The 22378-nt window shown below is 63.6% G+C and carries 19 protein-coding genes and 2 riboswitches; of the genes, 8 read left to right on the top strand and 11 right to left on the bottom strand.

Going from position 1 to position 22378, the window contains the following annotated elements; translation table 11 throughout:
- Window positions 1-55: 55 nt before the first annotated feature.
- The 9 genes from ACT89O_RS12060 to ACT89O_RS12020 all read right to left on the bottom strand — a co-directional run bounded on the left by ACT89O_RS12060 (window position 56) and on the right by ACT89O_RS12020 (window position 11097).
- A complete protein-coding gene (locus ACT89O_RS12060; protein ID WP_218299711.1) occupies window positions 56-3709 on the bottom strand; it encodes a hydantoinase B/oxoprolinase family protein in 3654 nt (1217 codons plus the stop codon).
- A 44-nt stretch (window positions 3710-3753) separates the two neighbouring features.
- On the bottom strand, window positions 3754-4326 hold the full coding sequence (locus ACT89O_RS12055) for a hypothetical protein (RefSeq protein WP_121419956.1): 573 nt from the start codon (window positions 4324-4326) through the stop codon (window positions 3754-3756).
- Window positions 4327-4360: 34 nt separating this feature from the next.
- Complete coding sequence (locus ACT89O_RS12050; protein ID WP_055402383.1) at window positions 4361-5326, bottom strand: TRAP transporter substrate-binding protein; 966 nt, start codon at window positions 5324-5326, stop codon at window positions 4361-4363.
- Between the two features lie 43 nt (window positions 5327-5369).
- Complete coding sequence (locus tag ACT89O_RS12045; protein ID WP_121506566.1) at window positions 5370-6668, bottom strand: TRAP transporter large permease; 1299 nt, start codon at window positions 6666-6668, stop codon at window positions 5370-5372.
- Between the two features lie 21 nt (window positions 6669-6689).
- A complete protein-coding gene (locus ACT89O_RS12040) occupies window positions 6690-7199 on the bottom strand; it encodes a TRAP transporter small permease (RefSeq protein ID WP_055402379.1) in 510 nt (169 codons plus the stop codon).
- Between the two features lie 110 nt (window positions 7200-7309).
- Window positions 7310-8275, bottom strand: a complete 966-nt coding sequence (locus ACT89O_RS12035; protein ID WP_487262767.1) for a TRAP transporter substrate-binding protein — start codon at window positions 8273-8275, stop codon at window positions 7310-7312.
- 25 nt (window positions 8276-8300) lie between these two features.
- Entirely contained in the window at window positions 8301-9140 is an 840-nt protein-coding gene (locus tag ACT89O_RS12030) for a putative hydro-lyase (RefSeq protein ID WP_370641343.1), read from the bottom strand.
- 319 nt (window positions 9141-9459) lie between these two features.
- On the bottom strand, window positions 9460-10374 hold the full coding sequence (locus tag ACT89O_RS12025; protein WP_121419953.1) for a LysR family transcriptional regulator: 915 nt from the start codon (window positions 10372-10374) through the stop codon (window positions 9460-9462).
- Window positions 10375-10638: 264 nt separating this feature from the next.
- On the bottom strand, window positions 10639-11097 hold the full coding sequence (locus ACT89O_RS12020; protein ID WP_010458688.1) for an Lrp/AsnC family transcriptional regulator: 459 nt from the start codon (window positions 11095-11097) through the stop codon (window positions 10639-10641).
- Between the two features lie 381 nt (window positions 11098-11478).
- Here ACT89O_RS12020 and ACT89O_RS12015 point away from each other — a divergent pair, with 381 nt between their 5' ends.
- The 7 genes from ACT89O_RS12015 to ACT89O_RS11985 all read left to right on the top strand — a co-directional run bounded on the left by ACT89O_RS12015 (window position 11479) and on the right by ACT89O_RS11985 (window position 19841).
- Window positions 11479-12450, top strand: a complete 972-nt coding sequence (locus ACT89O_RS12015; RefSeq protein ID WP_121419952.1) for a TRAP transporter substrate-binding protein — start codon at window positions 11479-11481, stop codon at window positions 12448-12450.
- A gap of 128 nt (window positions 12451-12578) precedes the next feature.
- Entirely contained in the window at window positions 12579-13073 is a 495-nt protein-coding gene (locus tag ACT89O_RS12010) for a TRAP transporter small permease (protein WP_055397396.1), read from the top strand.
- Complete coding sequence (locus tag ACT89O_RS12005) at window positions 13070-14347, top strand: TRAP transporter large permease (protein ID WP_055397398.1); 1278 nt, start codon at window positions 13070-13072, stop codon at window positions 14345-14347. The genes ACT89O_RS12010 and ACT89O_RS12005 overlap by 4 nt, the downstream gene beginning before the upstream one ends.
- Before the next feature lie 13 nt (window positions 14348-14360).
- Window positions 14361-14444: riboswitch (glycine riboswitch) on the top strand.
- Window positions 14445-14465: 21 nt separating this feature from the next.
- A riboswitch (glycine riboswitch) is annotated at window positions 14466-14592 on the top strand.
- Between the two features lie 48 nt (window positions 14593-14640).
- Window positions 14641-15777, top strand: a complete 1137-nt coding sequence (gene gcvT / locus ACT89O_RS12000) for a glycine cleavage system aminomethyltransferase GcvT (protein ID WP_487262766.1) — start codon at window positions 14641-14643, stop codon at window positions 15775-15777.
- 85 nt (window positions 15778-15862) lie between these two features.
- Window positions 15863-16237, top strand: coding sequence for a glycine cleavage system protein GcvH (gene gcvH / locus ACT89O_RS11995; protein ID WP_055397402.1), 375 nt, complete (start codon window positions 15863-15865; stop codon window positions 16235-16237).
- A gap of 77 nt (window positions 16238-16314) precedes the next feature.
- Window positions 16315-19206: an aminomethyl-transferring glycine dehydrogenase gene (gene gcvP, locus ACT89O_RS11990; RefSeq protein WP_487262765.1), complete on the top strand. Its 2892-nt coding sequence runs from the start codon at window positions 16315-16317 to the stop codon at window positions 19204-19206.
- Window positions 19207-19229: 23 nt separating this feature from the next.
- A complete protein-coding gene (locus ACT89O_RS11985) occupies window positions 19230-19841 on the top strand; it encodes a Crp/Fnr family transcriptional regulator (RefSeq protein WP_487262764.1) in 612 nt (203 codons plus the stop codon).
- Between the two features lie 6 nt (window positions 19842-19847).
- Here ACT89O_RS11985 and ACT89O_RS11980 read toward each other — a convergent pair whose 3' ends face one another.
- Window positions 19848-20501, bottom strand: a complete 654-nt coding sequence (locus ACT89O_RS11980) for a c-type cytochrome (protein WP_487262763.1) — start codon at window positions 20499-20501, stop codon at window positions 19848-19850.
- Window positions 20494-21741: a sulfite dehydrogenase gene (gene soxC / locus ACT89O_RS11975; protein ID WP_487262762.1), complete on the bottom strand. Its 1248-nt coding sequence runs from the start codon at window positions 21739-21741 to the stop codon at window positions 20494-20496. The genes ACT89O_RS11980 and soxC overlap by 8 nt, the downstream gene beginning before the upstream one ends.
- A 233-nt stretch (window positions 21742-21974) precedes the next feature.
- Between soxC and ACT89O_RS11970 the strand changes: the two genes are divergently transcribed.
- Entirely contained in the window at window positions 21975-22376 is a 402-nt protein-coding gene (locus ACT89O_RS11970) for an FKBP-type peptidyl-prolyl cis-trans isomerase (RefSeq protein WP_369801340.1), read from the top strand.
- Window positions 22377-22378: the final 2 nt, after the last annotated feature.

Genomic DNA, 22378 nt, shown 5'->3' with positions numbered 1-22378 from the left:
CCCGCAGGTACATCGCACACAGCACATGCCCCACTGGGGTCAGCGGCCCATCACGTCACGACGTGACACATTCGCCAAAGCCGCCACCGCCGGGGGTAGCGATCTCGAACACATCGCCAGGCTCCATCAGCGCCGCGCCGATATGGCCCAGCTCTTCCACCTGGCCGTTGGCACGCAGCACGCGGTTGGCACCGGGCCGGCCGGGCTGGCCGCCTGCCATGCCAAAGGCGGGGTTCAGGCGCCCGTTGGACAAAATGCTGGCCGTCATCGCCTCCAGAAAGCGCACGCGCCGCACGCCACCATCACCACCCGCCCAGCGGCCTGCCCCGCCGGACCCGCGCTGGATCTCGTAGCTGTCGAGCACCACGGGGAAGCGGAACTCCAGCACCTCGGGGTCGGTCAGGCGCGAATTGGTCATGTGCGTCTGGACCACGCTGGTGCCGTCAAACCCGCGCACCGTGCGGCCCGAAGCATCGAACACCGCACCGGCACCGCTGCCGCCGGCAATGGTTTCGTAGTACTGGTACTGCGCATTGCCAAAGGTGAAGTTGTTCATGGTGGGCTGGCTGCCCGCCATCACGCCCAAAGCGCCGAACAGCGCATTGGTAATGCAGGTGGAGGTCTCCACATTGCCCGCCACCACCGAGGCCGGCGGATTGGGGTTGAGCATGGAGCCCTGCGGGATGATGACCTGCAGGGGTTTCAAACACCCGGCATTGAGCGGAATGTCATCGTCGACCAGCGTGCGGAACACATACAGCACCGCCGCCATGCACACAGCACGCGGGGCGTTGAAGTTGTTGGTCTGCTGCGCACTGGTGCCTGCAAAGTCGATCACCGCGCTGCGCTCGGCCACATTGACCTTGACCGACACGCTGATCTGTGCGCCGTTGTCCAACTTCAGGGTGAACTGCCCGTCTTTGAGCTGCGTGATCACGCGGCGCACCGACTCTTCCGCGTTGTCCTGCACATGGCGCATGTAGGCCTGCACGACATCCAGGCCAAACTGCCCCACCATCTTCGAGAGTTCCTGCACACCCTTCTCGTTGGCAGCGATTTGCGCGCGCAGATCGGCCAGGTTCTGCTGGGGATTTCGGCTGGGGTATGGCGTGGTGCCGCCACCCGTCGTCAGCAGGCTGCGCACCTCTTCTTCCAGAAAGATGCCACGGTCCACCAGCTTCACGTTGTTGATCTGCACACCCTCTTCGTCGATACGCGTGGAGAACGGTGGCATCGAGCCCGGCGTGGTGCCACCGATGTCGGCATGGTGGCCCCGGCTTCCCACATAAAACGTGGGCTCGTTGCCCTCGGCCACATACACCGGGGTGATCACGGTCACATCGGGCAGATGGGTGCCGCCATGGTACGGGTCGTTGAGCATGTACACATCGCCCGGGTGCATCTTCCCCGCGTTCTCGCGGATCACGGTCTTGATGCTCTCACCCATGGAACCCAGGTGCACGGGCATGTGCGGCGCGTTGGCGATCAGGTTGCCCGTGGCATCGAAGAGCGCACAGCTGAAGTCCAGGCGCTCCTTGATGTTGACCGAGTAGGCCGTGTTCTGCAGCTGCAGGCCCATCTGCTCAGCGATGTTCATGAACAGGTTGTTGAACACCTCCAGTAGCACCGGGTCCACCGTGGTGCCTGCGGCGTACTGCACCTTGCGCGCGGTGACGCGGTCCAGCACCAGGTGATCCAGGTCCGTGAGGCGCGCAGACCAGCCGGGCTCCACCACGGTGGTGGTGTTCTTCTCTGCAATGATGGCCGGGCCTGGGATCACGTCGCCAGGGTGCAGGTCCTCGCGCACCACCAGGGCAGCATCGTGCCATGCGCTGCCCGAGTACATCTTCACCGTCTCGCGCTGTGGGTGCTTGCGGTGCGGATGCACGGGAAGGCGCGGCTCGGCGGGGGCATCGCCCGCAATCATGGCCTCGACCGACACTGCCTCCACCACCAGACCCTTGCCGACCATCAGGAAGGCAAAACGCTGGCGATAGGCAGATTCGAAAGCGGCCTGGATGCTGGCCATGTCGCCAAACGGCACCACCAGGGCCGAATCGGTGCCTTCGTAGCGCACGTGCACGTTGTGGCGCACCTGCACCGGGTTGGCGCTGACCTGCTGGCGCTCCAGCTCGGCCTGGGCCGCAGAGCCCAGTGCGTCCAGGCGTTCCGCAATCAGCGGCAGCGATGCGGCGGCCAGCGGCATCTCCACCGCCTGTTCGCGGATCACCGTCTGGTCCGCCAGACCCATGCCGTAAGCACTGAGCACGCCCGCCAGCGGGTGCACAAACACACGCGACATGCCCAAGGCATCGGCCACCAGGCAGGCATGCTGGCCGCCCGCGCCACCAAAACACTGCAGCGTGTAGCGCGTCACGTCGTAGCCGCGTGCCACGCTGATCTTCTTGATGGCGTTGGCCATCTGCTGCACAGCGATCTGGATGAAGCCTTCAGCCACTTCTTCGGGCTTGCGCTGGGTCTGCGCAGCAATTTCTTCAAAGCGGGCACGCACCGCATCGGCGTCCAGTGTTTCGTTGGCGGCGGGGCCAAACACGCTGGGGAAGTAACGCGGCTGCACCTTGCCCACCATCACGTTGGCATCGGTCACGGCCAGCGGGCCGCCCCGGCGGTAGCTCACCGGACCTGGGTTGGCGCCTGCGCTTTCGGGGCCCACTCGGAAGCGGGCACCGTCGTAGGCCAGCACCGAGCCGCCGCCAGCCGCCACCGTGTGGATGCTCATCATGGGGGCGCGCATGCGCACACCGGCGACGTGGGTTTCGAACTCGCGCTCGAACGCACCGGCGTAGTGACTTACATCCGTGGACGTTCCGCCCATGTCAAAGCCGATGACCTTTTCATGCCCGGCCAGGCCCGCCGTGCGCGCCATGCCTACGATGCCACCTGCGGGCCCCGACAGAATCGCATCCTTGCCCTGAAAGGTACCCGCATCGGTGAGCCCCCCCGAAGACTGCATGAAGAACAGCTTGACGCCCGGCATCTCGCTGGCGACCTGCTCCACATAGCGGCGCAGGATGGGTGAGAGGTAAGCATCCACCACGGTGGTGTCGCCCCGGCTCACGAACTTCATCATCGGGCTGGTTTCGTGCGAGGTGCTGATCTGCGTGAAGCCCACCTCTTTGGCGATGCGCTGAGCCGCCTGTTCATGCTGGGTGTAGCGGTAGCCGTGCATGAACACAATGGCCACGCTGCGCAGACCACGTCCGTAGGCGGCCAGCAGGTCGCCGCGCAGGCTGGGTTCGTCCAGTGCCTGCAGCACATCGCCATGGGCGCCCACCCGTTCGCACGCTTCGATCACCTCGGTGTACAAAAGCTCGGGCAACTGGATGTGGCGATCGAACAAACGGGGGCGGTTCTGGTAGGCAATACGCAGCGCGTCGCGAAAGCCGCGCGTGGTCACCAGCAGCGTGGGCTCGCCCTTGCGCTCCAGCAATGCGTTGGTGGCCACGGTGGTGCCCATCTTCACGCACTCCACCAGCGCGGGTGTGACGGGCTCGCCAGGCTTCAAACCCAGCAGGTGGCGGATGCCCGCCACGGCGGCGTCCTTGTACTGCTCGGGGTTTTCGGACAGCAGCTTGTGGGTGGTCAGCGAGCCATCGGGCCGCTTGGCCACGATGTCGGTGAATGTGCCCCCACGGTCAATCCAGAACTGCCAGCGGGGAATGTGGGTGGTGGGTGCAAGTTGTGTCATGGTGTGATGGTTTGCAAAGTGAAATGAAAGGGTTCGGTGCTCGCTCAGGCCGCCAGGGCCAGAGGGGAGCGGGCCGGGGCGCGCGGCGCGCGAGCCAGTGCCTCCAGCACCGCGCGCACAGAAGGAATGGAGGGCGCTGTGACCATTGCCTTGTCCGCTCCGCACCAGGGGCGGCTCAGTGCAGCGATCCAGGGCATCACGACATGGATGTCCGAGGGCGGCAGGGTCTGCATGCTGTCCACCACAATGCTCAGCTCCTGCGCCAGGCGCGAGCCCGGTGCAAAGCGCCAGTGGTACTGGCCGCAACCCAGGCGCACCGCGCGGCTGTCTTTTTCGGTCATGGCCACGAGCCAGGGGCAGTGAAACTCCGCGCACGCAGGATCGGGAGGATCGGCCAAACAGAAGCTGTACACGTTTTCATAAGTGCGGCCAAAGCGGCGTACCAGGGTTTCGGCAATGGCGTCGCGGCCGTGGGCCACCGGCGGAAAGTCCATGTCGCCCTGCCGCACGTCCATGCGCAGCAGCGCGCCACCGGCAAAGGCCCGCTCGATCAGGTGAGGCCGGTTGCCATCCTTGGCCAGCAGATACATCTCGATGGTGTCGGAAGGGGTTTGCATGGTGATTCCTTGGTGATGCCAACAATGCAATGGCCTAGCGCTGCGTGTAGTACGGGATGAAGAGCTGGTTGGCCTCGCTCCCCACGGACCGCACCCATTCGCGGGAAAACCGTTCGCCCAGGCGTTTGAGTTCGGAGTCCAGCACCGCGGTGGGGGGCTCGACCTTGATGCCTTTGCGCTGCAGTTCGATCACCGACTCCTCGGCCACTGCGGCGCTCATCGCCCAGCCCCGTTTTTCGGCGTCTGCTGCAGCCTGGCTCACGGCCTGGCGCACCGGGGCGGGCAGTGCGTCAAACGCCTGCTGGTTCACAAAGACGATGTTCTTGGGGAACCAGGCGTTGATACCGTAGTACTGCTTGATCTGGCCCCAGACCTGGTTTTCCACCCCGGTCAGGGCCGATGTGATCATCGAATCCAGCTTTCCGGCCGCCAGTGCCTGGTTGACCTCGACCATGGGCACATCCACGGGCGTGGCGCCCAGCAGCTCGGCAATACGCACCGTGCCCGGGTTGTAGGTGCGCATGCGGGTTCCCTTGAAATCCACAGACGAACGCACCGGGACCGTGGTGAACAGCCCCTGCGGAGGCCACGGCACGGCGTACAAGGCTTTGAGCCCCTTGCGCGCCATGTGCACTTCGATCAACGGTCGCTGCACATCCCACATGCGCCGTGCGTCGGCATAGCTGCGGACCACAAAAGGCACGGAATCGCCACCTGCCATGGGGATCTCGCGCACCAGGCTCGTCATGATGGTTTCGCCCGCCTGGGCCTTGCCGTCCTGCACCGCCTGAGGAATCTCCGCCAGTTTGAACAAGGCGTTGTTGGCATGCACTTCAATGCGCAATGCACCGGCTGAAGCACGCTCCACGTCCTGCGCAAACTGGACGATATTGCGCGTGTGGAACGACTCCGCCCGGTAGCCCGTGGCCAGCTTCCACTGGGTTTGGGCGTGCAGCACCGGGGCCACGGCAAGCGCGGCCAACAACACGATGGTCTTCATGGTGAGCTCCTGTACGGATTTTTCGGCGAGAGGTGCTGCGGGGTCAGCCCTGCATCTGGCGTGGCAGCCAGAGCACGACGTCGGGCACGAAATACGTCAGGATGACCGCAACGATCATCAATGCGAACAAAGGCAGCGCAGTGCGGGCGATCCAGGTAACTTCGCGGCGCGTCATGCCCTGCAGCACAAAGAGGTTGAAGCCCACCGGCGGCGTGATCTGCGCCATCTCCACCACCAACACGATGAAGATGCCGAACCACACCAGGTCAAAGCCTGCAGCTTCCACCGTGGGCAGCAGCACCGCGATGGTCAGCACCACCATGGAGATGCCATCCAGGAAGCAGCCCAGCAGGATGAAAAACATGATGAGCAGCAGCATCAGCGCAAAGGGCGACAGGTGCAGGGCGCCGATGAACTCGGCCAGGTGGCGTGGCAGGCCGATGAAGCCCATGGCCAGTGTGAGGAACGCGGCGCCCGCCAGGATGAGGCCGATCATGCAGTACACGCGGCAGGCAGCGACCAGCCCGTCCTTGAAGCGCGCCCAATCGAGTGATCCCTCAATCTTCGCCAGAATCAGCGACCCGCCCACACCCAGCGCCGCGGCCTCGGTGGCGGTGGCAATACCGCTGTAGATGGCGCCCAGCACCACCACGATGAGCGACACCACAGGGATCAGGTGGCGCGACGCATAGAGCTTCTGCACAAAGCTCAGGCGGGCATCGGGCGCTGGCACCTTGTCCTTGTTGAACAAGGCCCACACGACGATGTAGCCCATGAACAGTGCTGCCAGCAGCAGGCCTGGAATCACGCCGGCCAGGAACAGCTTGGAGATCGACACATTGGCCGCCACGCCATAGACGATCATGATGATCGACGGCGGGATCAGCAGGCCCAGCGTGCCTGCGCCAGCCAGTGTGCCCACCGAGATGTCTTCGGGATAGCCACGCTGCTTGAGTTCGGGCAGCGTGATCTTGCCGATGGTCGCGCAAGTGGCCGCCGATGAGCCCGAGATGGCAGCGAAGATGGTGCAGCCCACCACGTTCACGTGCAACAGGCGGCCGGGCAGACGGTCCAGCCAGGGCGCCAGGCCTTTGAACATGCTGCTCGACAGCTTGCTGCGAAACAATATCTCGCCCATCCAGAGGAATAGCGGCAAGGCCGTGAGCGTCCAGCTGGAGGTAGACCCCCAGATGGTCAGCATCATGCTGTCACCCACGGGGCGGCTGGTAAAAAGCTCCATACCGACCAGCGCCACCGCAAGCAGTGACAGGCCGATCCACAAACCCGAACCGAGCACTGCAAAGAGCACCACGATCAGGCCAAAGGCAATGATGACGTCCATGTTGATTTCTCCTGCAGGGGGTTACTCGGAACGGGCCGATTCAGACACGGCCATGAAGGCCACGCCCTGAAAGCGCAGGATGAGCGCATGGGCAAACGACAGCGCAAAGCCGATGCAGCCCATGGCCATGCTGATCTGGGGAATCCACAGCGGCGAAGCATCGGCCGCAGGCGAAATGTCGTGCGTGACGTAGGAAATCCACACCGAGCGCACTGCGTAGCAGGCGATATAGGCCGTGAGCACCAGTGCACTGGACAGGCAGAACCATTCAAAGGCGCCGCGCCAGCGTGACGGCAGCCGGTCGAGCAACAGGGTCACCCGGATGTGGTCTCCGTTTTGCAATGTGCCGGGCAATGCAAAGAACAGCGCTGCGGCGATGGCGTAGCCTGCATACGCGTCGAGACCGTCGATGTTGACGTGAATGACCTCGCGGGCAAACACGCCCAGCGTGACTGCGGCGAACGCAGCCAGCATGGACAGGCCGGACAGCAACATCAGCAGCCTGTAGAAATTTCGGACGAGTTTGTCCATGGCGTACTCCGGTAACGCTTGAAAAAAATGAGGGGGAGTGGCGACGAAAGAACTGGGCAGCATGCGCCTGTGCTACCCCGGCCCCACTGCGGGGGCTCGGAAAACGACGATTACTTCTTGCGGTAGGCGTCGATGATGGCCTGCCCCTCAGGTCCAGCAGACTTGATCCAATCGGCCGTCATGGACTCGCCAATGCTTGCCAGTTCCTTCTTGATGCTGTCGCTGGGCTCGGCCACGGTCATGCCTTTGGCGCCCAGCTCTTTGATGAACTCCTTGTCCACTCGCTCGCTCGTGGACCAGCCGCGCTCTTCGGCGGCTGCCGCTGCCTTCAGCACGGCGTCCTGCAAAGGCTTGTCGAGGGCATCGAACGCCTTCTGGTTCACCACGGTGGCATTGCGCGGAAGCCATGCGCTGACGGGATAGAAGTGCTTCACCTGCTCATACAGCTTGGATTCCACGCCGCTGGCGCTGGACGTCAGGAAGTTCTGCACGGTGTTGGTAGCCAGGGCCTGGCCCAGCTCCGACAGCTGGATCGTCACCGGTTGCGCCTTGAGCAGTTGCGCAATGCGCGTGGTGGCGGGGTTGTAGGCCCGCATCTTGGTGCCTGCAAAGTCCGCGGGCGTACTCACGGGCTTGAGCGAGTAGAGCGACTGGCCGGGCCATGGCACGCTGAACAGCACTTTCACGCCTTGGGACGCGAGCAGCTTCTCCTGGGCAGGCTTGGCGGCCAGATACAGGCGCTTGGAATCGGCATAGCTCGTGGCCAGGAACGGAATCGAGTCCACACCAAACAGCGGGTTCTCGTTGGATGCGCCGGAGAGAATGAACTCGGCCGAAGGCACCTGGCCGGTTTGCACCGCACGCTTGATTTCGTTGGCCTTGTACAGCGAGCCACCGGGGTGCAACACGATCTTGAGCTTGCCGCCCGTGAGCTGATCCACCTCGTTGGCGAACTGCTGCACGTTCTGCGTCTGGAAGCTGTTGGCGCCATAGCCCGTGGGCAGGTCCCACTTGATCTGGGCCTGGGCGGCGCAGGCGCTGAGGACTGCGGACAAACAAATTGTGATTTTCTTCATGGTGGAACTCCTTGTTGAAAGCGGATCAGAAACTGGCGAGCTGGTGGTTGAGAAGGTCGGTGACCAGCATGCAGCCCGGTGCATGCGTGATGCAGAACGCGGGCTGGGCATTCAAGATGGCCGATTGCGGGGTGACGCCGCAGGCCCAGAAAACAGGGATTTCGCCCGGCATCAGCGCTACGGCGTCGCCGTAGTCGGGATGGGCCAGATCGGCGATGCCGATCAGCGCCGGGTCACCGATGTGCACAGGTGCTCCATGCACGTTGGGAAAACGAGAAGTGACTTGCACGGCGCGGATCACATCCGCTGCGGGCATGGGACGCATGGTCACCACCATGGCGCCGCCAAAAGGGCCGGCCGGCTCGGTTTGCACGTTGGTGCGGAACATGGCCACGTTCTTGCCTTCGTCGATGTGGCGCAGGCGGATGCCTGCCTCGATCAATGCGGACTCGAACGAAAACGAACAGCCCAGGATGAAGGTGACCAGGTCCGGCCGCCAGAGGCTGGCAATGTCCGCCACCTCCTCCGACATTTCACCGTGGCGCCAGATGCGGTACAGCGGCACATCACTGCGGATGTCGATGTCCTTGCCCAGCGAAGGCAGGGTGAACTGGCCGGGCTCGCTGACCGCCAGCACGGGGCAAGGCTTGGGATTGCGCTGGCAGAACCGCAGAAAGTCACTGGCAAGCACCTCGGGCAGGATGACCACGTTGCCTTGCACATGGCCGTCTGCGAGACCGCTGGTGTGCGATGTCCACAGGCCCTTGCGGATGGTGTCGCGGACGTGGTTCGGATTGCTGGCGCCCTCAGGGCCAAACACCGCGAGCGAATTTTCTTGAGCTAAGTCCACCGTATTTCCTTGCATTGAGAAAAGTCAATTGCATGACGTTGGACGGATTGTGTTGGGGTGTAACTGCGCTGGCAAATTCAAAAAATTTCTCTTAGCTCATCGATTTTTTCGATGCACTTCATTGGGGCGAAGCAAACCAATTTGGTGCTCAGGGTTAACCCTTGAATTTCTATTTAGGGTTAACCCGAGTCCTCGAAAGGAGAATTTGCACAAGCGCAGCCGCACCGAACTGCGCATGTCGCTTCAATGCGAAGTTCTCGGGGCTGCGCCGTAAACGCAGACACTGCAGCCGCAGTGCGCGCAGCGGAAAAAGGAGCGTGCGTGGTCCCCGCGCTCAGGCGCGGGCCTTGCGGGGCTTGGGCGCTGGGGGTTGCTGCGCTTCGATGAAGCTGAGCGCCGAACGCACGATCGCCTCCATCGCGGGCGAAGACGGGTCTTCGCGGTAGCTCACGTGAATGGGCAGCGGACGCAGCGCAATGTCGCAGGCCAGCGCACGAAGATCCGGGAATGCCAGCATCCTCTGCACCGCCAGGCGCGGCAGCGTGGCAACGCCAAAACCGCCCTGCACCAGCTGCACCATGGCAGAGATTGAGGAAATGGTGTGCACGCAGCGCGGCTCCACCTGCGCCTGGCGCAGCGTGTCCAACAGGTACACATGGGGCTGAGAACCGCGCTGAAAGGTCAGGATGTCGGTGCCGGCAAAGTCTTCTGATGCATAGCGCCGCTTGCGGTGGATCTTGCTGTTGCCGACGAACACCATCTCCATCGGCGTCAGCGCCTGGCTGCGAATGCCTTCGGCCGATGCGGGCAAGGCCGCAAACACGGCATCCAGCGTGCCCCGGCGGATCTGATCCAGCAGCACCGGCGTGGATTCGACCGTGAGTTCCAGCTCCAGCAGCGGGTTGTCCTTGCGCAGTTGTTCCACCCAGGGGATGAGCCACGAGTGGAGCACCGACTCAATGGCGCCCAGTCGAATCGACACTTCCAGCGGGCCGCCCGAGCCCATCTCGGCCTTGAGCTGGCGCTGCAGCTCCAGCATCCGCTTGGCGTACGTCAGAAAGCGCGTGCCCGCCACTGTGAGCTTGAAATGTTTGTCGCGCCGGTCCAGCAGCAGCACGCCCAGTTCTTCCTCCAGCGCCGCCACGCGACTTGACATGGCCGACTGCGTCAGAAAGAGCTTTTCCGCTGCGCGCGTCACGCTCTTGAGGGAGGCCACCCAGTAAAAGGCTTCGACAAAACGCAGGTTCATGGTGGTGGTTCTCCGGCCTTGCTGGCACGTTGCAAGCTCCTGGGCGGTGCACCCTGGTGGTGCAACACCCCCCAAGCCAGCGCTGAAAGGCGTGGCCATTCTGCCGTTGATCCGCGTGTTCCACAGCCTTTGAACCGCAAAAACAGAGCATCGCCGGGTTTCCTCGATGCCTGCGCAATGGAATTGCGACCGGATGCAAATACTATAAAAACAATAGCTATTAGCGCTTTAAAGATAAGCGCTAGAGTCCAATTTCATTCAAACTCACCCCACAAACAGGGGCAGATCGGCCTTCTTGAGCGTGCGCAGCACGAAGCTGGAGCGGCTGTGCCGGATGCCTTTGATCTTGTAGAGCTTCTCACGCAGCAAGCGCTCGTAATCGCGCGTGTCCTTCACGACGATGCGCAGCAGGTAGTCGTAGTCGCCCGACACCAGGTGCGCCTCGATCACCTCGGGAATGCTGGCGAGTGTTTCGCCAAATTTTTCGAGCGTGTTGTCGGAATGGCTGTCGAGCGTGACCTGCACCAGCACCGTGTCGGCCAGGTCCAGCGACTGCGGGTTGATGCGCACGGTATAGCCCTGGATCACACCCGCCTCTTCCATCTTCTTGATGCGGCCCCAGCAGGGCGATGCGCTCAGGCCCACGGCCTGCCCGATCTCTTGCAGGCTGGCGCGGGCGTTGCCCTGCAGCACAGCGAGAATTTTTCTATCCAGTCGATCCATCGGCTGGATTATTCACCAATCTTCGCCAACACAGAAAAATATCCTGCGATTCACTCCATTTGAAGCGAATTCAGCAAATTCATCTCATCCGCCCCGCGCATACTTCTTCCATCAAGGCGCTCTTACCGGAGCGCACAAACTGACAAGGCCCCGGCTGGTTACCGCCAGCACGGGGCCCTTGGCATTTTTTGGCGTCGCCCATGGCCAACAGAAGCGCCTTGGCTAGCGCCCTGGTGGGTAGTTAATAAGCACGCTTACCAGCACAAACCCCGATGCCTGCGCCGATGCTGCACCGCCATAATTTGGCAGAGGCTGGGGTCCGCTCTGCAAGGAGCAACCGTGCATCCCCACCAACCCAGCCCACCATTAACAGGAGACAGCATGCAACTGACCAAACTCGTCGTCGGCCTGAGCCTTGCGCTCGGCTTTGTGGCCACCGCTGCCGCGCAGACCACCATGCGCATCAGCATCTCGACAGCCCAGAATTCCCACCAGGGGATTGCCATCGACACGTTTGCCAAGGAAGTCGAAAAGCGCACGGCCGGCCGCTACAAGGTACAGACGTTCTACAACGGCGCCCTGGGTGGCGAGCGCGAATCGATTGAAGCCGTGCAGCTGGGCACGCAAGAGCTGGCCTTCAGCTCCACCGGCCCCGTGCCCAACTTTGTGCCCGAAGCGCGCATCTTTGACGTGCCCTTCCTGTTCCGCGACAAGGCCCATGCGCGTGCGGTGCTGGATGGCCCCATCGGCCAGGAGATGCTGACCAAGTTCGACAGCAAGGGCTTCAAGGCCCTGGCCTGGGCCGAGAACGGCTTTCGCCACATGACGAACAGCAAGCGCTCGGTGAACACGCCTGAAGACCTCAAGGGCCTGAAGATGCGCACCATGGAAAACCCCGTGCACATCGCCGCGTACAAGGGCTTCGGCATCATCACCACGCCCATGGCCTTCCCCGAAGTGTTCACGGCCCTGCAACAAGGCACCGTGGACGGCCAGGAGAACCCGCTGCCCGTGATCATCTCGGCCAAGTTCGACCAAGTTCAAAAGCACCTGACGCTGACCGGCCACGTGTATTCGCCTGCCATCTTCGTGATGAACAAGGCCTCGTTCGACAAGCTCTCGGCCGCCGACAAGCAGGCCTTCATCGACGCCGCCAAGGAAGGCACCAAGGCCAACCGTGCACGCGTGGATGAAGACGACGCCAAGGGCGTGGCCGACCTGCGCGCCAAAGGCATGACGGTGGTGGACAATCCGGACAAGTCCAAGTTTGTGGCGGCGCTGGCGCCTGTGAACGCCGAGTTTGAAAAACAGTTTGGCAAGGCCACCCTGGACAAGATCCGCGACGTCAAGTAGTTGCATGCGCATCAGCTACTATATTTTTAGTAGCACACAACGCCCGTAGAATAAGCGCTACGGGCGTTTTTTATCTTCAATCTGATTCTCTCCACCGAATCATCCGAACCCATGGCGTTGTCCGCCCCATGAAAAAAGCTTTTCTGATGTTTGAACGCGGGGCCACGTTTGCAGCGTTGCTCGGCGCGTGCGCCATGCTGGTCATTGCCGCATCGCTGGGCATGTTCCAGATCGTGACCCGCTTTGTGCTGGAGCAGCCCGCCGAGTGGACTGAAGTGCTGATCCGTTTCAGCCTGATCTGGATGGTGTTCCTGGCCATCCCCAGCGCGTTCCGCCAGGGCGCGATGGTCAGCGTGGATGTGCTGTACCGCTGGAGCCCCCCGCGCGTGCGCCGGGTGCTGGACTATGTCGTGGCAGTGGCGGCGCTGGCACTGATTGGCGTGATCGTGTGGTGGGGCTGGGACTATGCCCAACGCGGCGGCGTGCAGTCGATGGCGGGGCTCGAATCCGTCTCCATGTTCTGGGCCTACGTGGCCATGCCGGTGGGTGGCGTGTTCAGCGCCATTGGCATCGTCGGCAACCTGCTAGACCCTCAACGCCTTGAGCTGGAGACCGCGCAATGACGCCCGTCATGATCACCACCATGGTGCTGTGTTTTGCACTCACTGTGTCCGTGGCCGTTTCCATCGGCCTGGCCTCCATCCTGGGCATCCAGGTAGCCAATGCCAACATGCTGATCTCTGTGAAGGAGATGTTTGGCTCCATCAACAAATTTCCGCTGGCCGCCATTCCGTTCTTCATCCTCGCGGGCAACCTGATGGAAACGGGCGGCATATCCCGCCGCCTGGTGGAGTTTGCCAAGAGCATCGTGGGCGGCGTGCAGGGTGGCCTGCCCATGACCTGCGTGCTGACCTGCATGATCTTTGCGGCCGTGTCGGGCTCGTCGGTGGCCACCACATTTGCCATTGGCGCCATCCTGATCCCCGCGCTCATCAAGCATGGCTACCCCACGAGCTACGCCGCATCCCTGCAGGCCACCAGCGCCGAGCTGGGCGTGATCATCCCGCCCTCCATCCCCATGATCCTGTATGGCGTGAGCGCCGAAGTGTCGATTGGCGAGCTGTTCATCGCCGGCTTTGGCCCGGGGCTGCTGATCAGTGGCGCGCTGATGCTTTTTGTCTGGGCGTACTGCAAGTACAAGGGCTGGGGCAAAAACGACGGCGACGGCCGCATGCCTCTTGGCAAGGCCACGCTGCAGGCGGGCTGGGCGCTGCTGATGCCGGTGATCATCCTTGGCGGCATCTACGGTGGCGTATTCACCCCCACTGAAGCATCGGCCGTGGCGGTGTTCTACGCATTGATTGTGGGGGTGGTGATATACCGCGAGATCCGGCTCAAGGACCTGTTTGCCATCCTGCGCAAATCGGCCATCTCGTCCGCAGTGATCATGTTCATCATTGCCAATGCGGGCCTGTTCGCCTTCCTCATCACCCGTGCTGGCGTGCCGGATGCCATTGGCCGCTGGCTGGAGGCGGTGCTGCAATCCCCCACCCTCTTCCTGCTCGGGGTGAACGCGGCGTTGTTCGTGATCGGCATGTTCATCGAGACCAGTGCCGCCATCATCGTTCTGGCGCCCATCCTGGCTCCCGTGGCCATCCACTTTGGTGTGGACCCGGTGCACTTTGGCCTGATCATGGTAGTGAACCTGGCCATGGGCATGATCACGCCGCCGTTTGGCGTGAACCTGTTTGCAGCCTGCACCGTGGCGCGAATATCGCTAGACCGCATCGTCGGGCACCTGATTCCGTTTGTGCTTGTCATCATGGCCTGCCTGATGGTGGTGACCTATGTGCCGCAGTTGTCGCTGGGTTTGCGCGATCTGGTCTACGCAAAGTAGTTAGAATCCCCCGGTCAGGAGAGAGTGCCAAGCCCCACAGGCCACCGCACCGCCGAAGGCGCAGGCAACAGCCGAACGCTCAGGCAAAAGGACTGACAACCGCCCGCAGTGATGCGGGCGTTCCCTTGCTGGAGAGAGATGGTCCGCCGCACCGCGTGTTGAGGCCATCCACCGAAGGAGCAAACCGCACGGCCAGCCAGGGCGCTGCGGTGAATCTCTCAGGTAAAGCGGACAGCAGGGCAAATCCCGTGACCACCTCCGTGGTTGCGGCCCCCATTTGCCCGGAGTCCGCCATGTCGTCAGCCACCACCGCCCCCCTGCTCACCACGCCCCTGAACGCCCTGCACATCGAGCTGGGCGCCCGCATGGTGCCGTTCGCCGGCTATTCCATGCCCGTGCAATACCCCGCAGGGCTGATGGCTGAACACCAGCACACGCGCAACGCGGCGGGTCTGTTTGATGTCTCGCACATGGGTCAGCTCAAGCTGGTCGGCCCTGACGCCGCAGCGGCGTTTGAAACGCTGATGCCCGTGGACGTGATCGACCTGCCCGTGGGCAAGCAGCGTTACGGCCTGCTGCTGACCGACGAAGGCACGGTGATTGATGACCTGATGTTCTTCAACAAAGGCAACGACACCCTGTTCGTGATCGTGAACGGCGCCTGCAAGGTGGGCGACATCGCCCACATCCAGGCCCGCATCGGCCAGCGCTGCAACGTGATCCCCATGCCCGACCACGCGCTGCTGGCGCTGCAAGGCCCGCAAGCCGTCACTGCCCTGGCGCGCCTGGCGCCCGGCGTTGAAAAGCTGGTGTTCATGACGGGCGGTGATTTTTCCATCGCGGGCTGCGACTGTTTTGTCACCCGCAGCGGCTACACGGGCGAAGACGGCTTTGAAATCTCGGTGCCCGCTGCGCAGGCCGACACCCTGGCCCGCGCACTGCTCGCGCAGCCTGAAGTCAAGCCCATCGGCCTGGGTGCGCGCAACTCGCTGCGCCTCGAAGCAGGCCTGTGCCTGTATGGCAACGACATCGACACCACCACCACGCCGCCTGAAGCCGCGCTGAACTGGGCCATCCAGAAGGTGCGTCGCACGGGCGGCGCCCGCGCAGGGGGTTTCCCCGGAGCAGACAAGGTGCTCGCGCAGATCGACAACCCCGCCAGCCTGCAGCGCAAGCGCGTCGGCCTCGTCGCACTGGAGCGTGTGCCTGTGCGCGAACACACCGAATTGCAGAGCGAAGACGGCCAGAAGATTGGCGAAGTGACCAGCGGCCTGCTGAGCCCCACGGTGAACGAACCCGTGGCTATGGGCTATGTCACACCCGCCTTCGCCGCCATCGGCACGCGGGTGAACGCCATCGTGCGCGGCAAGGCCGTGCCCATGGAAGTGCGTGCCATGCCCTTTACCCCCGCGCGCTACTACCGCGGCTGACCGTCTGAAACTGCGCCAGCCCGGCTACAGTCTTGGCTGGCATCGGCACTTTTGTTTGTTTTTCCCCTTTTTTTCTGGAGCCCCCATGACCGTCAAGTTTTCCAAGGATCACGAGTGGATCGACATCTCCGACCACGAAGCCGCCACCGTGGGCATCACGGTACACGCCCAGGACGCGCTGGGCGATGTGGTGTTTGTGGACCTGCCCGAAGTCGGCAAGACCTTCACCCAAGGTGAAGTCGCCGGCGTGGTGGAGTCCGTCAAAGCCGCCGCCGACGTGTACATGCCCGTCAGCGGCGAAATCGTCGAGGTGAACGAAGCCCTGCGCGCCGACCCCTCGCTGGCCAACACCGACCCGCTGGGCGCTGGCTGGTTCTTCAAGGTCCACGTGACCGACATGATGCAATTCGACGCGCTCATGGACGAACCTGCGTACGCAGAGTTCGCCAAGAACGCCTGATCTCCGGATCTTTTGTTCCCCGAGGCCCGGCGCCCTGCCGGGCCAATGTGCCTCCTTGTTGTCCCACGCCGCCGCCGATGACCACCCTCGCCCCCCTGCCCACGCTCGCAGCGCTTGAAAACGCCACCGAATTCCTGCCACGCCACATCGGCATCGATGCGGCCGATGAAGCGCACATGCTGTCGGTGATTGGTGAGGCCTCGCGCCGCGCCCTCATCGACTCCATCGTGCCGCGCTCCATTGCACGCAGCCGCGCGATGGACCTGCCCCTGCCGATCACGGAAGCGGCGGCGCTGGCCGAACTCAAGGCGATGGCATCGAAGAACCAGGTCCTGAAGAGCTTCATCGGCCAGGGCTACTACGGCACCCACACACCGGGCGTCATCCTGCGCAACATCCTGGAGAACCCCGCCTGGTACACGGCCTACACGCCGTACCAGGCCGAAATCTCGCAAGGCCGCATGGAGGCGCTGGTCAATTTTCAGACCATGGTCTGCGATCTGACCGGCATGCCGATTGCCAATGCGTCGATGCTGGACGAAGCCACGGCCGCCGCTGAGGCGATGACGCTGGCCAAGCGCTCCGTCAAGAGCAAAAGCAATGTGTTTGTGGTGGCCGGTGATGCCCACCCGCAAACCATCGAAGTGATCCAGACCCGTGCCAAGCCCCTCAATATCGATGTGGTGCTGGCCAACTCCGCCGCCGAATGGGATGCAGCGCTGAACGGCGACTACTTCGCCGTGCTGGCCCAGTACCCCGCCACCAGCGGCCGCATTGATGACCTGCGCGCCGACGTGGAAAAGGCGCATGCCAAACAGGCGGCCTTCATCGCAGCGGCCGACCTCCTGGCCCTCACGCTGATCACCCCGCCCGGTGAATGGGGTGCCGATATCGTCGTAGGCACCACGCAGCGCTTCGGCATGCCCATGGGCGCGGGTGGCCCGCACGCTGCCTACATGGCCTGCCGCGACGAGTTCAAGCGCAGCCTGCCCGGCCGCCTGGTGGGCGTGAGCGTGGATACACATGGCAAGCCCGCCTACCGCCTGGCCCTGCAAACGCGCGAGCAGCACATCCGCCGCGAAAAGGCCACGTCCAACATCTGCACCGCGCAGGTGTTGCCCGCCGTGATCGCCAGCATGTACGCCGTGTACCATGGCCCCGATGGGCTCAAGCGCATTGCACAGCGTGTGGCCAGCTACACCGCCATTCTGGCCAAGGGGCTCACCCAACTGGGCGCACCGGTGCGCCCGCAGGCGTGTTTTGACACGCTGACGCTCAAGACCGATGGCGCTACTAAATCCATAGCTGCTCGCGCAGTACAGCTGGGCGCCAACCTGCGAATTTATTTCGAAAACTACCTGTGCATCTCGTTGGACGAGACCACCACGCGCGCCGACATCGAGCTGCTGTGGAAGGTGTTCGCCGCGGATGGCCAGGCGCTGCCCACGTTTGACGCCTTCGAGAAGGGTGTAGAGCCGCTGATCCCCACCGAACTTCGCCGCGCCAGCAAGTACCTGACTCATCCGGTGTTCAACACCCACCACTCCGAAACCGGCATGCTGCGCTACATCCGCCAGCTGTCTGACAAGGACCTGGCGCTGGACCGCAGCATGATCCCTCTGGGCAGCTGCACCATGAAGCTCAACGCCACGAGCGAGATGATCCCCATCACCTGGCCCGAGTTTGCCAACGTGCACCCGTTTGCCCCTGCCGACCAGCTGCTGGGCTACAAGGAGCTGGATGAGCAGCTGCGCGCATGGCTGTGCCAGGCCACGGGCTACGCAGGCATCAGCCTGCAGCCCAACGCCGGATCGCAAGGCGAATACGCGGGCCTGCTGGCCATCAAGGCATACCACGAGGCCCAGGGCCACGGCCACCGCAACATCTGCCTGATCCCCAGCAGCGCACACGGCACCAACCCCGCCAGCGCCCAGATGGTGGGCATGCAGGTGGTAGTGACCGCCTGCGACGCCAACGGCAACGTGGACATGGCCGACCTGCAGGCCAAGTGCGAACAGCACAGTGCCAACCTGGCCTGCATCATGATCACCTACCCCAGCACGCACGGCGTGTTCGAAACGCAGGTGAAGGAGCTGTGCGCCCTGGTGCACAGCCACGGCGGCCGGGTGTATGTGGACGGCGCCAACATGAACGCCCTGGTCGGCGTGGCCGCCCCTGGCGAGTTCGGCGGCGACGTGAGCCACCTGAATCTGCACAAGACCTTCTGCATTCCGCACGGCGGTGGCGGCCCCGGCGTAGGTCCCGTGTGTGTGGTGGCCGATCTGGTGCCCTACCTGCCTGGTCATGCCACGGCCGGTGTGGCCGGCGGCGTGGGTGCCGTGTCGGCAGCGCCTCTGGGCAATGCCGCCGTGCTGCCCATCAGCTGGATGTACTGCCGCATGATGGGCGCCGAAGGCCTGCAGGCTGCGACCGAAACCGCCATCCTCTCGGCCAACTACATCAGTGCACGCCTCAAGGATCACTACCCCACGCTGTACGCGAGTGCCAATGGCCACGTGGCGCACGAGTGCATCCTGGACCTGCGCGGCCTCAAGGACACCAGCGGCGTGATGGCTGAGGATGTCGCCAAGCGCCTGATCGACTACGGCTTCCACGCGCCCACACTGAGCTTCCCCGTGCCCAACACGCTGATGGTGGAGCCCACCGAGAGCGAAACGCTGTTCGAGATCGACCGCTTCGTCGACGCGATGATTGCCATCCGCGAAGAGATCCGCCAGATCGAATCCGGCGCCTGGCCGCAGGACAACAACCCGCTGAAGAACGCACCCCACACGGCCGAGAGTCTGCTGGGCGGCGAATGGGCTCGCCCTTACGCCCGCGAAGCCGCCGCTTACCCGGTGGCCGCCCTGCGCCAGGCCAAGTACTGGTCTCCTGTTGGCCGCGTGGACAACGTATGGGGTGACCGCAATCTGAGCTGCAGCTGCATCCCGGTGTCTGACTACGCCTGAGACGCCTGAATTGCCTGAACGCAGTGACCTCGACCACCAGCGCCTGCACTGTCTGCCAGCCGCCTGCGCTGGACGCGCTGGTCCGGTCTGAACCTGCCCTGGCCGCTCTGTGGCAGGCCCTGCCCCGCCGTCAGTTCGGCGCAGGCACGCTGCTGCAGCCCGCGGGCGAGACCAGCACGCGCTGCTGGCAGGTGCGCAGCGGTGTGGTTCGGCTGTTCTACCTGAACGAACAAGGTACCGAACGCAACCGGTCGTTTCACGGCACCGGCAGCTGGGTGGCTGGCAACCTGCCGCCTCTGGCGCTGCCCAGCCCTTATGCCATCGAGGCCCTGGCACCCGTAGAGGCTGTGGAGCTGACTTATGCCACCTTGCAGCAGTGGCAACGCAGCTTTGCCCACATCGGCCCCTTGCTGGAAGAGGCCCTGGGCTATGTGTTTCAGCAGAACGCACAGCGCGAAGCCGAGTTGTTGAGCCACCCGCCCGAGGTGCGCTACCAATCTTTTCTCGCTACACACGGTGATTTGACGCCCCACCTGCCGCAGCACCATGTGGCCAGCTACCTGGGCATCTCGCCGGTATCGCTATCACGCATCCGGGCACGGCTGGGCTTGGTGGAAGCGTCACGCGGCGTTTGAGAATTTTCAGCGTTCCTGTGGCCACGCACTGAGCGTGCGATCCCGCCCTGGCATCACCACCTGGGGCAATTTTTCCTTGTCCATGATGGCGTCACCTGCCACCAACCCGTTCAGATGCAGCAGGTGCGCGGTGATGCCGTACACCTCGTCATCGGTCAGGCTCTTGGGCGCGTGCATCGGCATGCCCCGGCGCACATAGTCGAACACCGTCGTGGCATAAGGCCACATCGCGCCCACCGACAACACCTGCAGCGGGTACTTGCGCACGCGCAGGGGGCGCAGCGGGTCGCTCCAGCCGATAAAACCATCTGTGCCCGCCAGCCGTGCGGCAGGCCCTTCGATGCCCTGTGCGCCGTGGCAGGCGGCACAGTGCATGGCATACAGCCGCGCGCCCTGCTCCACACTGCCCCGGCCGGGTGGCAGATTGCGGCCGTTGGGGAAGACGGTGATGGCATAGCGATCGATGTCGGCAGGCGAGAGCGGCTGGCCTAAGCCGATGACAACTGGCGGCGCAGCTGGTGCAGGAGCCGCAGCGGATGGCGCCTGGGCCTCGCTGGCTCTGCCTGCACTCAGCAGTCCCACCACCATCGCCACGGCCACGCCCCGCCGCAGGGTGGCGCGTCCTGCGGGCAGCAACTGGCTGCACAGGTCTTCACGCATAGACGTTCTCCACGCGGCCATCGGCCTGCACGCGCCAGGCCTGCACCGCGTTGTAGTGATTGAACGAGTGCATGGCATAGCGCCGCTTCCATTCACTGCGCAGTGGCTGTGTACGACCATGCTCGTCCGTGGCGCGGCTCATCAGGTCGGCCTTGCGGCCGTTCCACTGCCAGGGCAGCGTGAAGCGCGTAAAGGCCCGGTCCAGTACCGGGCCGTGCAGCTGCGCCGCAGCCCAGGTGCGACCTCCGTCCAAGGACACATCCACACGCGCTATGCGCCCCCGGCCCGACCAGGCCAGACCAGCGATTTCGCAAAACCCATGGGGCTCAGGCAAACGCTGCTGGCCGGAGGGGTGCGTGATCACCGACTTCACTTCCATGTGGAACGCGAAGCGCTCGATCCGTCCATCGGCCAGCACTTGCGTGTACAGACCCGACTCGTCCTTGGTGTAGGCGGGCGCGTCGGTCACTTCGAGCCGGTGCAGCCATTTCACGTTGACGTTGCCCTCCCAGCCCGGCATGAACAGGCGCATGGGGTAGCCCTGCGAAGGCCGCAGCCGCTCTCCGTTCTGGTACAGCGCCACCATGCCGTGCTCCAGCAAGGCCTTCAGGGGCAGGCTGCGGCTGTGCGATCCACCGTCGGCGCCTTCGGCCACCACCCACTGGGCACTGTCCTTCACCCCCGCTTCGTTCAGCAGATAGGCCAGCGGCACGCCCGTCCACTCCGAACACGACACCTCGCCCGCAATCTCGCCCAGCGTCTGGTCCAGAGCCGTGGGCGATAGCGCGTTGGCGGCTGAGTTGCCCGCGCATTCCAGAAAATGCACGCGGCTGACCATGGGGTAGCGCAGCAGGCGTTCCAAGTCAAAGCGCAGCGGTTTGTGCACCAGCCCATGCACCTTCAGTGTGTGGCGCTCCGGCGCAATGTCGGGCACGCCGTTGTGGTGCACGGCAAAGTGCAGGCCGCTGGGGGTGATGATGCCGCGCTGGTGCTGCAACGGCGTGCGCCACACCGGAAAGCCTGCCGCAGTGGACAAGGTCCGCTCCACCTGCGCCTCCTGTGCTGCGGGCAGGCCGTACGGCAGATCGGCCCCACCGGGGCGGGTCATCGCATCGGGCAAACGGGCGGCCAGTGGCTGTGGCGGCGCTCCCTGCGCCACCGCCATACCCACGCCCCCCGTCGCAAGCCCCCCCAAAAAAGTCCTCCGAGCCAGTCCGCTGTGGCCGTTGAATGAACGCATCCGTCATCTCCGCAAAAACAAGCACTCGGCACCCATTGGCCGCAGCTGCAGTGTTGCCCTCCGCATGCCGCTGCGCATTAACGTTGGTTAACGCGCCCACAGTGGATTGGCACCAGCCACGGCGCCACGCCCTTTACACTGGCGCGCCGCTCTCAGCCCAACCGTTGCTGACGAGCAAAATGGCGTTCTGACTTTTCCCCCTTTCTTTTTTGTTTCAAGGACTCCCCGTGCGCATTTCTTCCGCCCTTGTGCTCATTGGCCTTCTGGCTGCCCCCTTTGCCTCTGCCCAGGCCGCAGGCCCCGTCACCACGGCCAGTGGCCTGGTTTATGAATCGCTCAAGGACGGCACCGGCGATTCGCCCAAGGCCACCGACACCGTCAAGGTGCACTACAAAGGCATGTTTCTGGACGGCAAGGAGTTCGACAGCTCCTACAAGCGCGGCGAGCCGACGTCGTTCCCGCTCAACGGCGTGATCCCCTGCTGGACCGAAGGCGTGCAACGCATGAAGCCGGGTGGCAAGGCCAAGCTGACCTGCCCGCCCTCCATCGCTTACGGCGCCCGGGGAGCCGGTGGCGTGATCCCACCCAATGCCACGCTCAACTTCGAGATCGAACTCATCTCCATCGGCCGCTGACC

The organism is Acidovorax sp. NN32 (assembly GCF_057597245.1).
The sequence above is the reverse complement of the archived record's forward strand: the minus strand, read 5'-3'. Positions and strand labels throughout refer to the sequence as shown.

Bases quoted from the DNA above. Each gene is read 5' to 3' on its own strand.
- ACT89O_RS12060 (WP_218299711.1), bottom strand. From the start codon at position 3,709: ATGACACAACTTGCACCCACCACCCACATTCCCCGCTGGCAGTTCTGG.
- ACT89O_RS12055 (WP_121419956.1), bottom strand. From the start codon at position 4,326: ATGCAAACCCCTTCCGACACCATCGAGATGTATCTGCTGGCCAAGGAT.
- ACT89O_RS12050 (WP_055402383.1), bottom strand. From the start codon at position 5,326: ATGAAGACCATCGTGTTGTTGGCCGCGCTTGCCGTGGCCCCGGTGCTG.
- ACT89O_RS12045 (WP_121506566.1), bottom strand. From the start codon at position 6,668: ATGGACGTCATCATTGCCTTTGGCCTGATCGTGGTGCTCTTTGCAGTG.
- ACT89O_RS12040 (WP_055402379.1), bottom strand. From the start codon at position 7,199: ATGGACAAACTCGTCCGAAATTTCTACAGGCTGCTGATGTTGCTGTCC.
- ACT89O_RS12035 (WP_487262767.1), bottom strand. From the start codon at position 8,275: ATGAAGAAAATCACAATTTGTTTGTCCGCAGTCCTCAGCGCCTGCGCC.
- ACT89O_RS12030 (WP_370641343.1), bottom strand. From the start codon at position 9,140: ATGCAAGGAAATACGGTGGACTTAGCTCAAGAAAATTCGCTCGCGGTG.
- ACT89O_RS12025 (WP_121419953.1), bottom strand. From the start codon at position 10,374: ATGAACCTGCGTTTTGTCGAAGCCTTTTACTGGGTGGCCTCCCTCAAG.
- ACT89O_RS12020 (WP_010458688.1), bottom strand. From the start codon at position 11,097: ATGGATCGACTGGATAGAAAAATTCTCGCTGTGCTGCAGGGCAACGCC.
- ACT89O_RS12015 (WP_121419952.1), top strand. From the start codon at position 11,479: ATGCAACTGACCAAACTCGTCGTCGGCCTGAGCCTTGCGCTCGGCTTT.
- ACT89O_RS12010 (WP_055397396.1), top strand. From the start codon at position 12,579: ATGAAAAAAGCTTTTCTGATGTTTGAACGCGGGGCCACGTTTGCAGCG.
- ACT89O_RS12005 (WP_055397398.1), top strand. From the start codon at position 13,070: ATGACGCCCGTCATGATCACCACCATGGTGCTGTGTTTTGCACTCACT.
- gcvT (WP_487262766.1), top strand. From the start codon at position 14,641: ATGTCGTCAGCCACCACCGCCCCCCTGCTCACCACGCCCCTGAACGCC.
- gcvH (WP_055397402.1), top strand. From the start codon at position 15,863: ATGACCGTCAAGTTTTCCAAGGATCACGAGTGGATCGACATCTCCGAC.
- gcvP (WP_487262765.1), top strand. From the start codon at position 16,315: ATGACCACCCTCGCCCCCCTGCCCACGCTCGCAGCGCTTGAAAACGCC.
- ACT89O_RS11980 (WP_487262763.1), bottom strand. From the start codon at position 20,501: ATGCGTGAAGACCTGTGCAGCCAGTTGCTGCCCGCAGGACGCGCCACC.
- soxC (WP_487262762.1), bottom strand. From the start codon at position 21,741: ATGCGTTCATTCAACGGCCACAGCGGACTGGCTCGGAGGACTTTTTTG.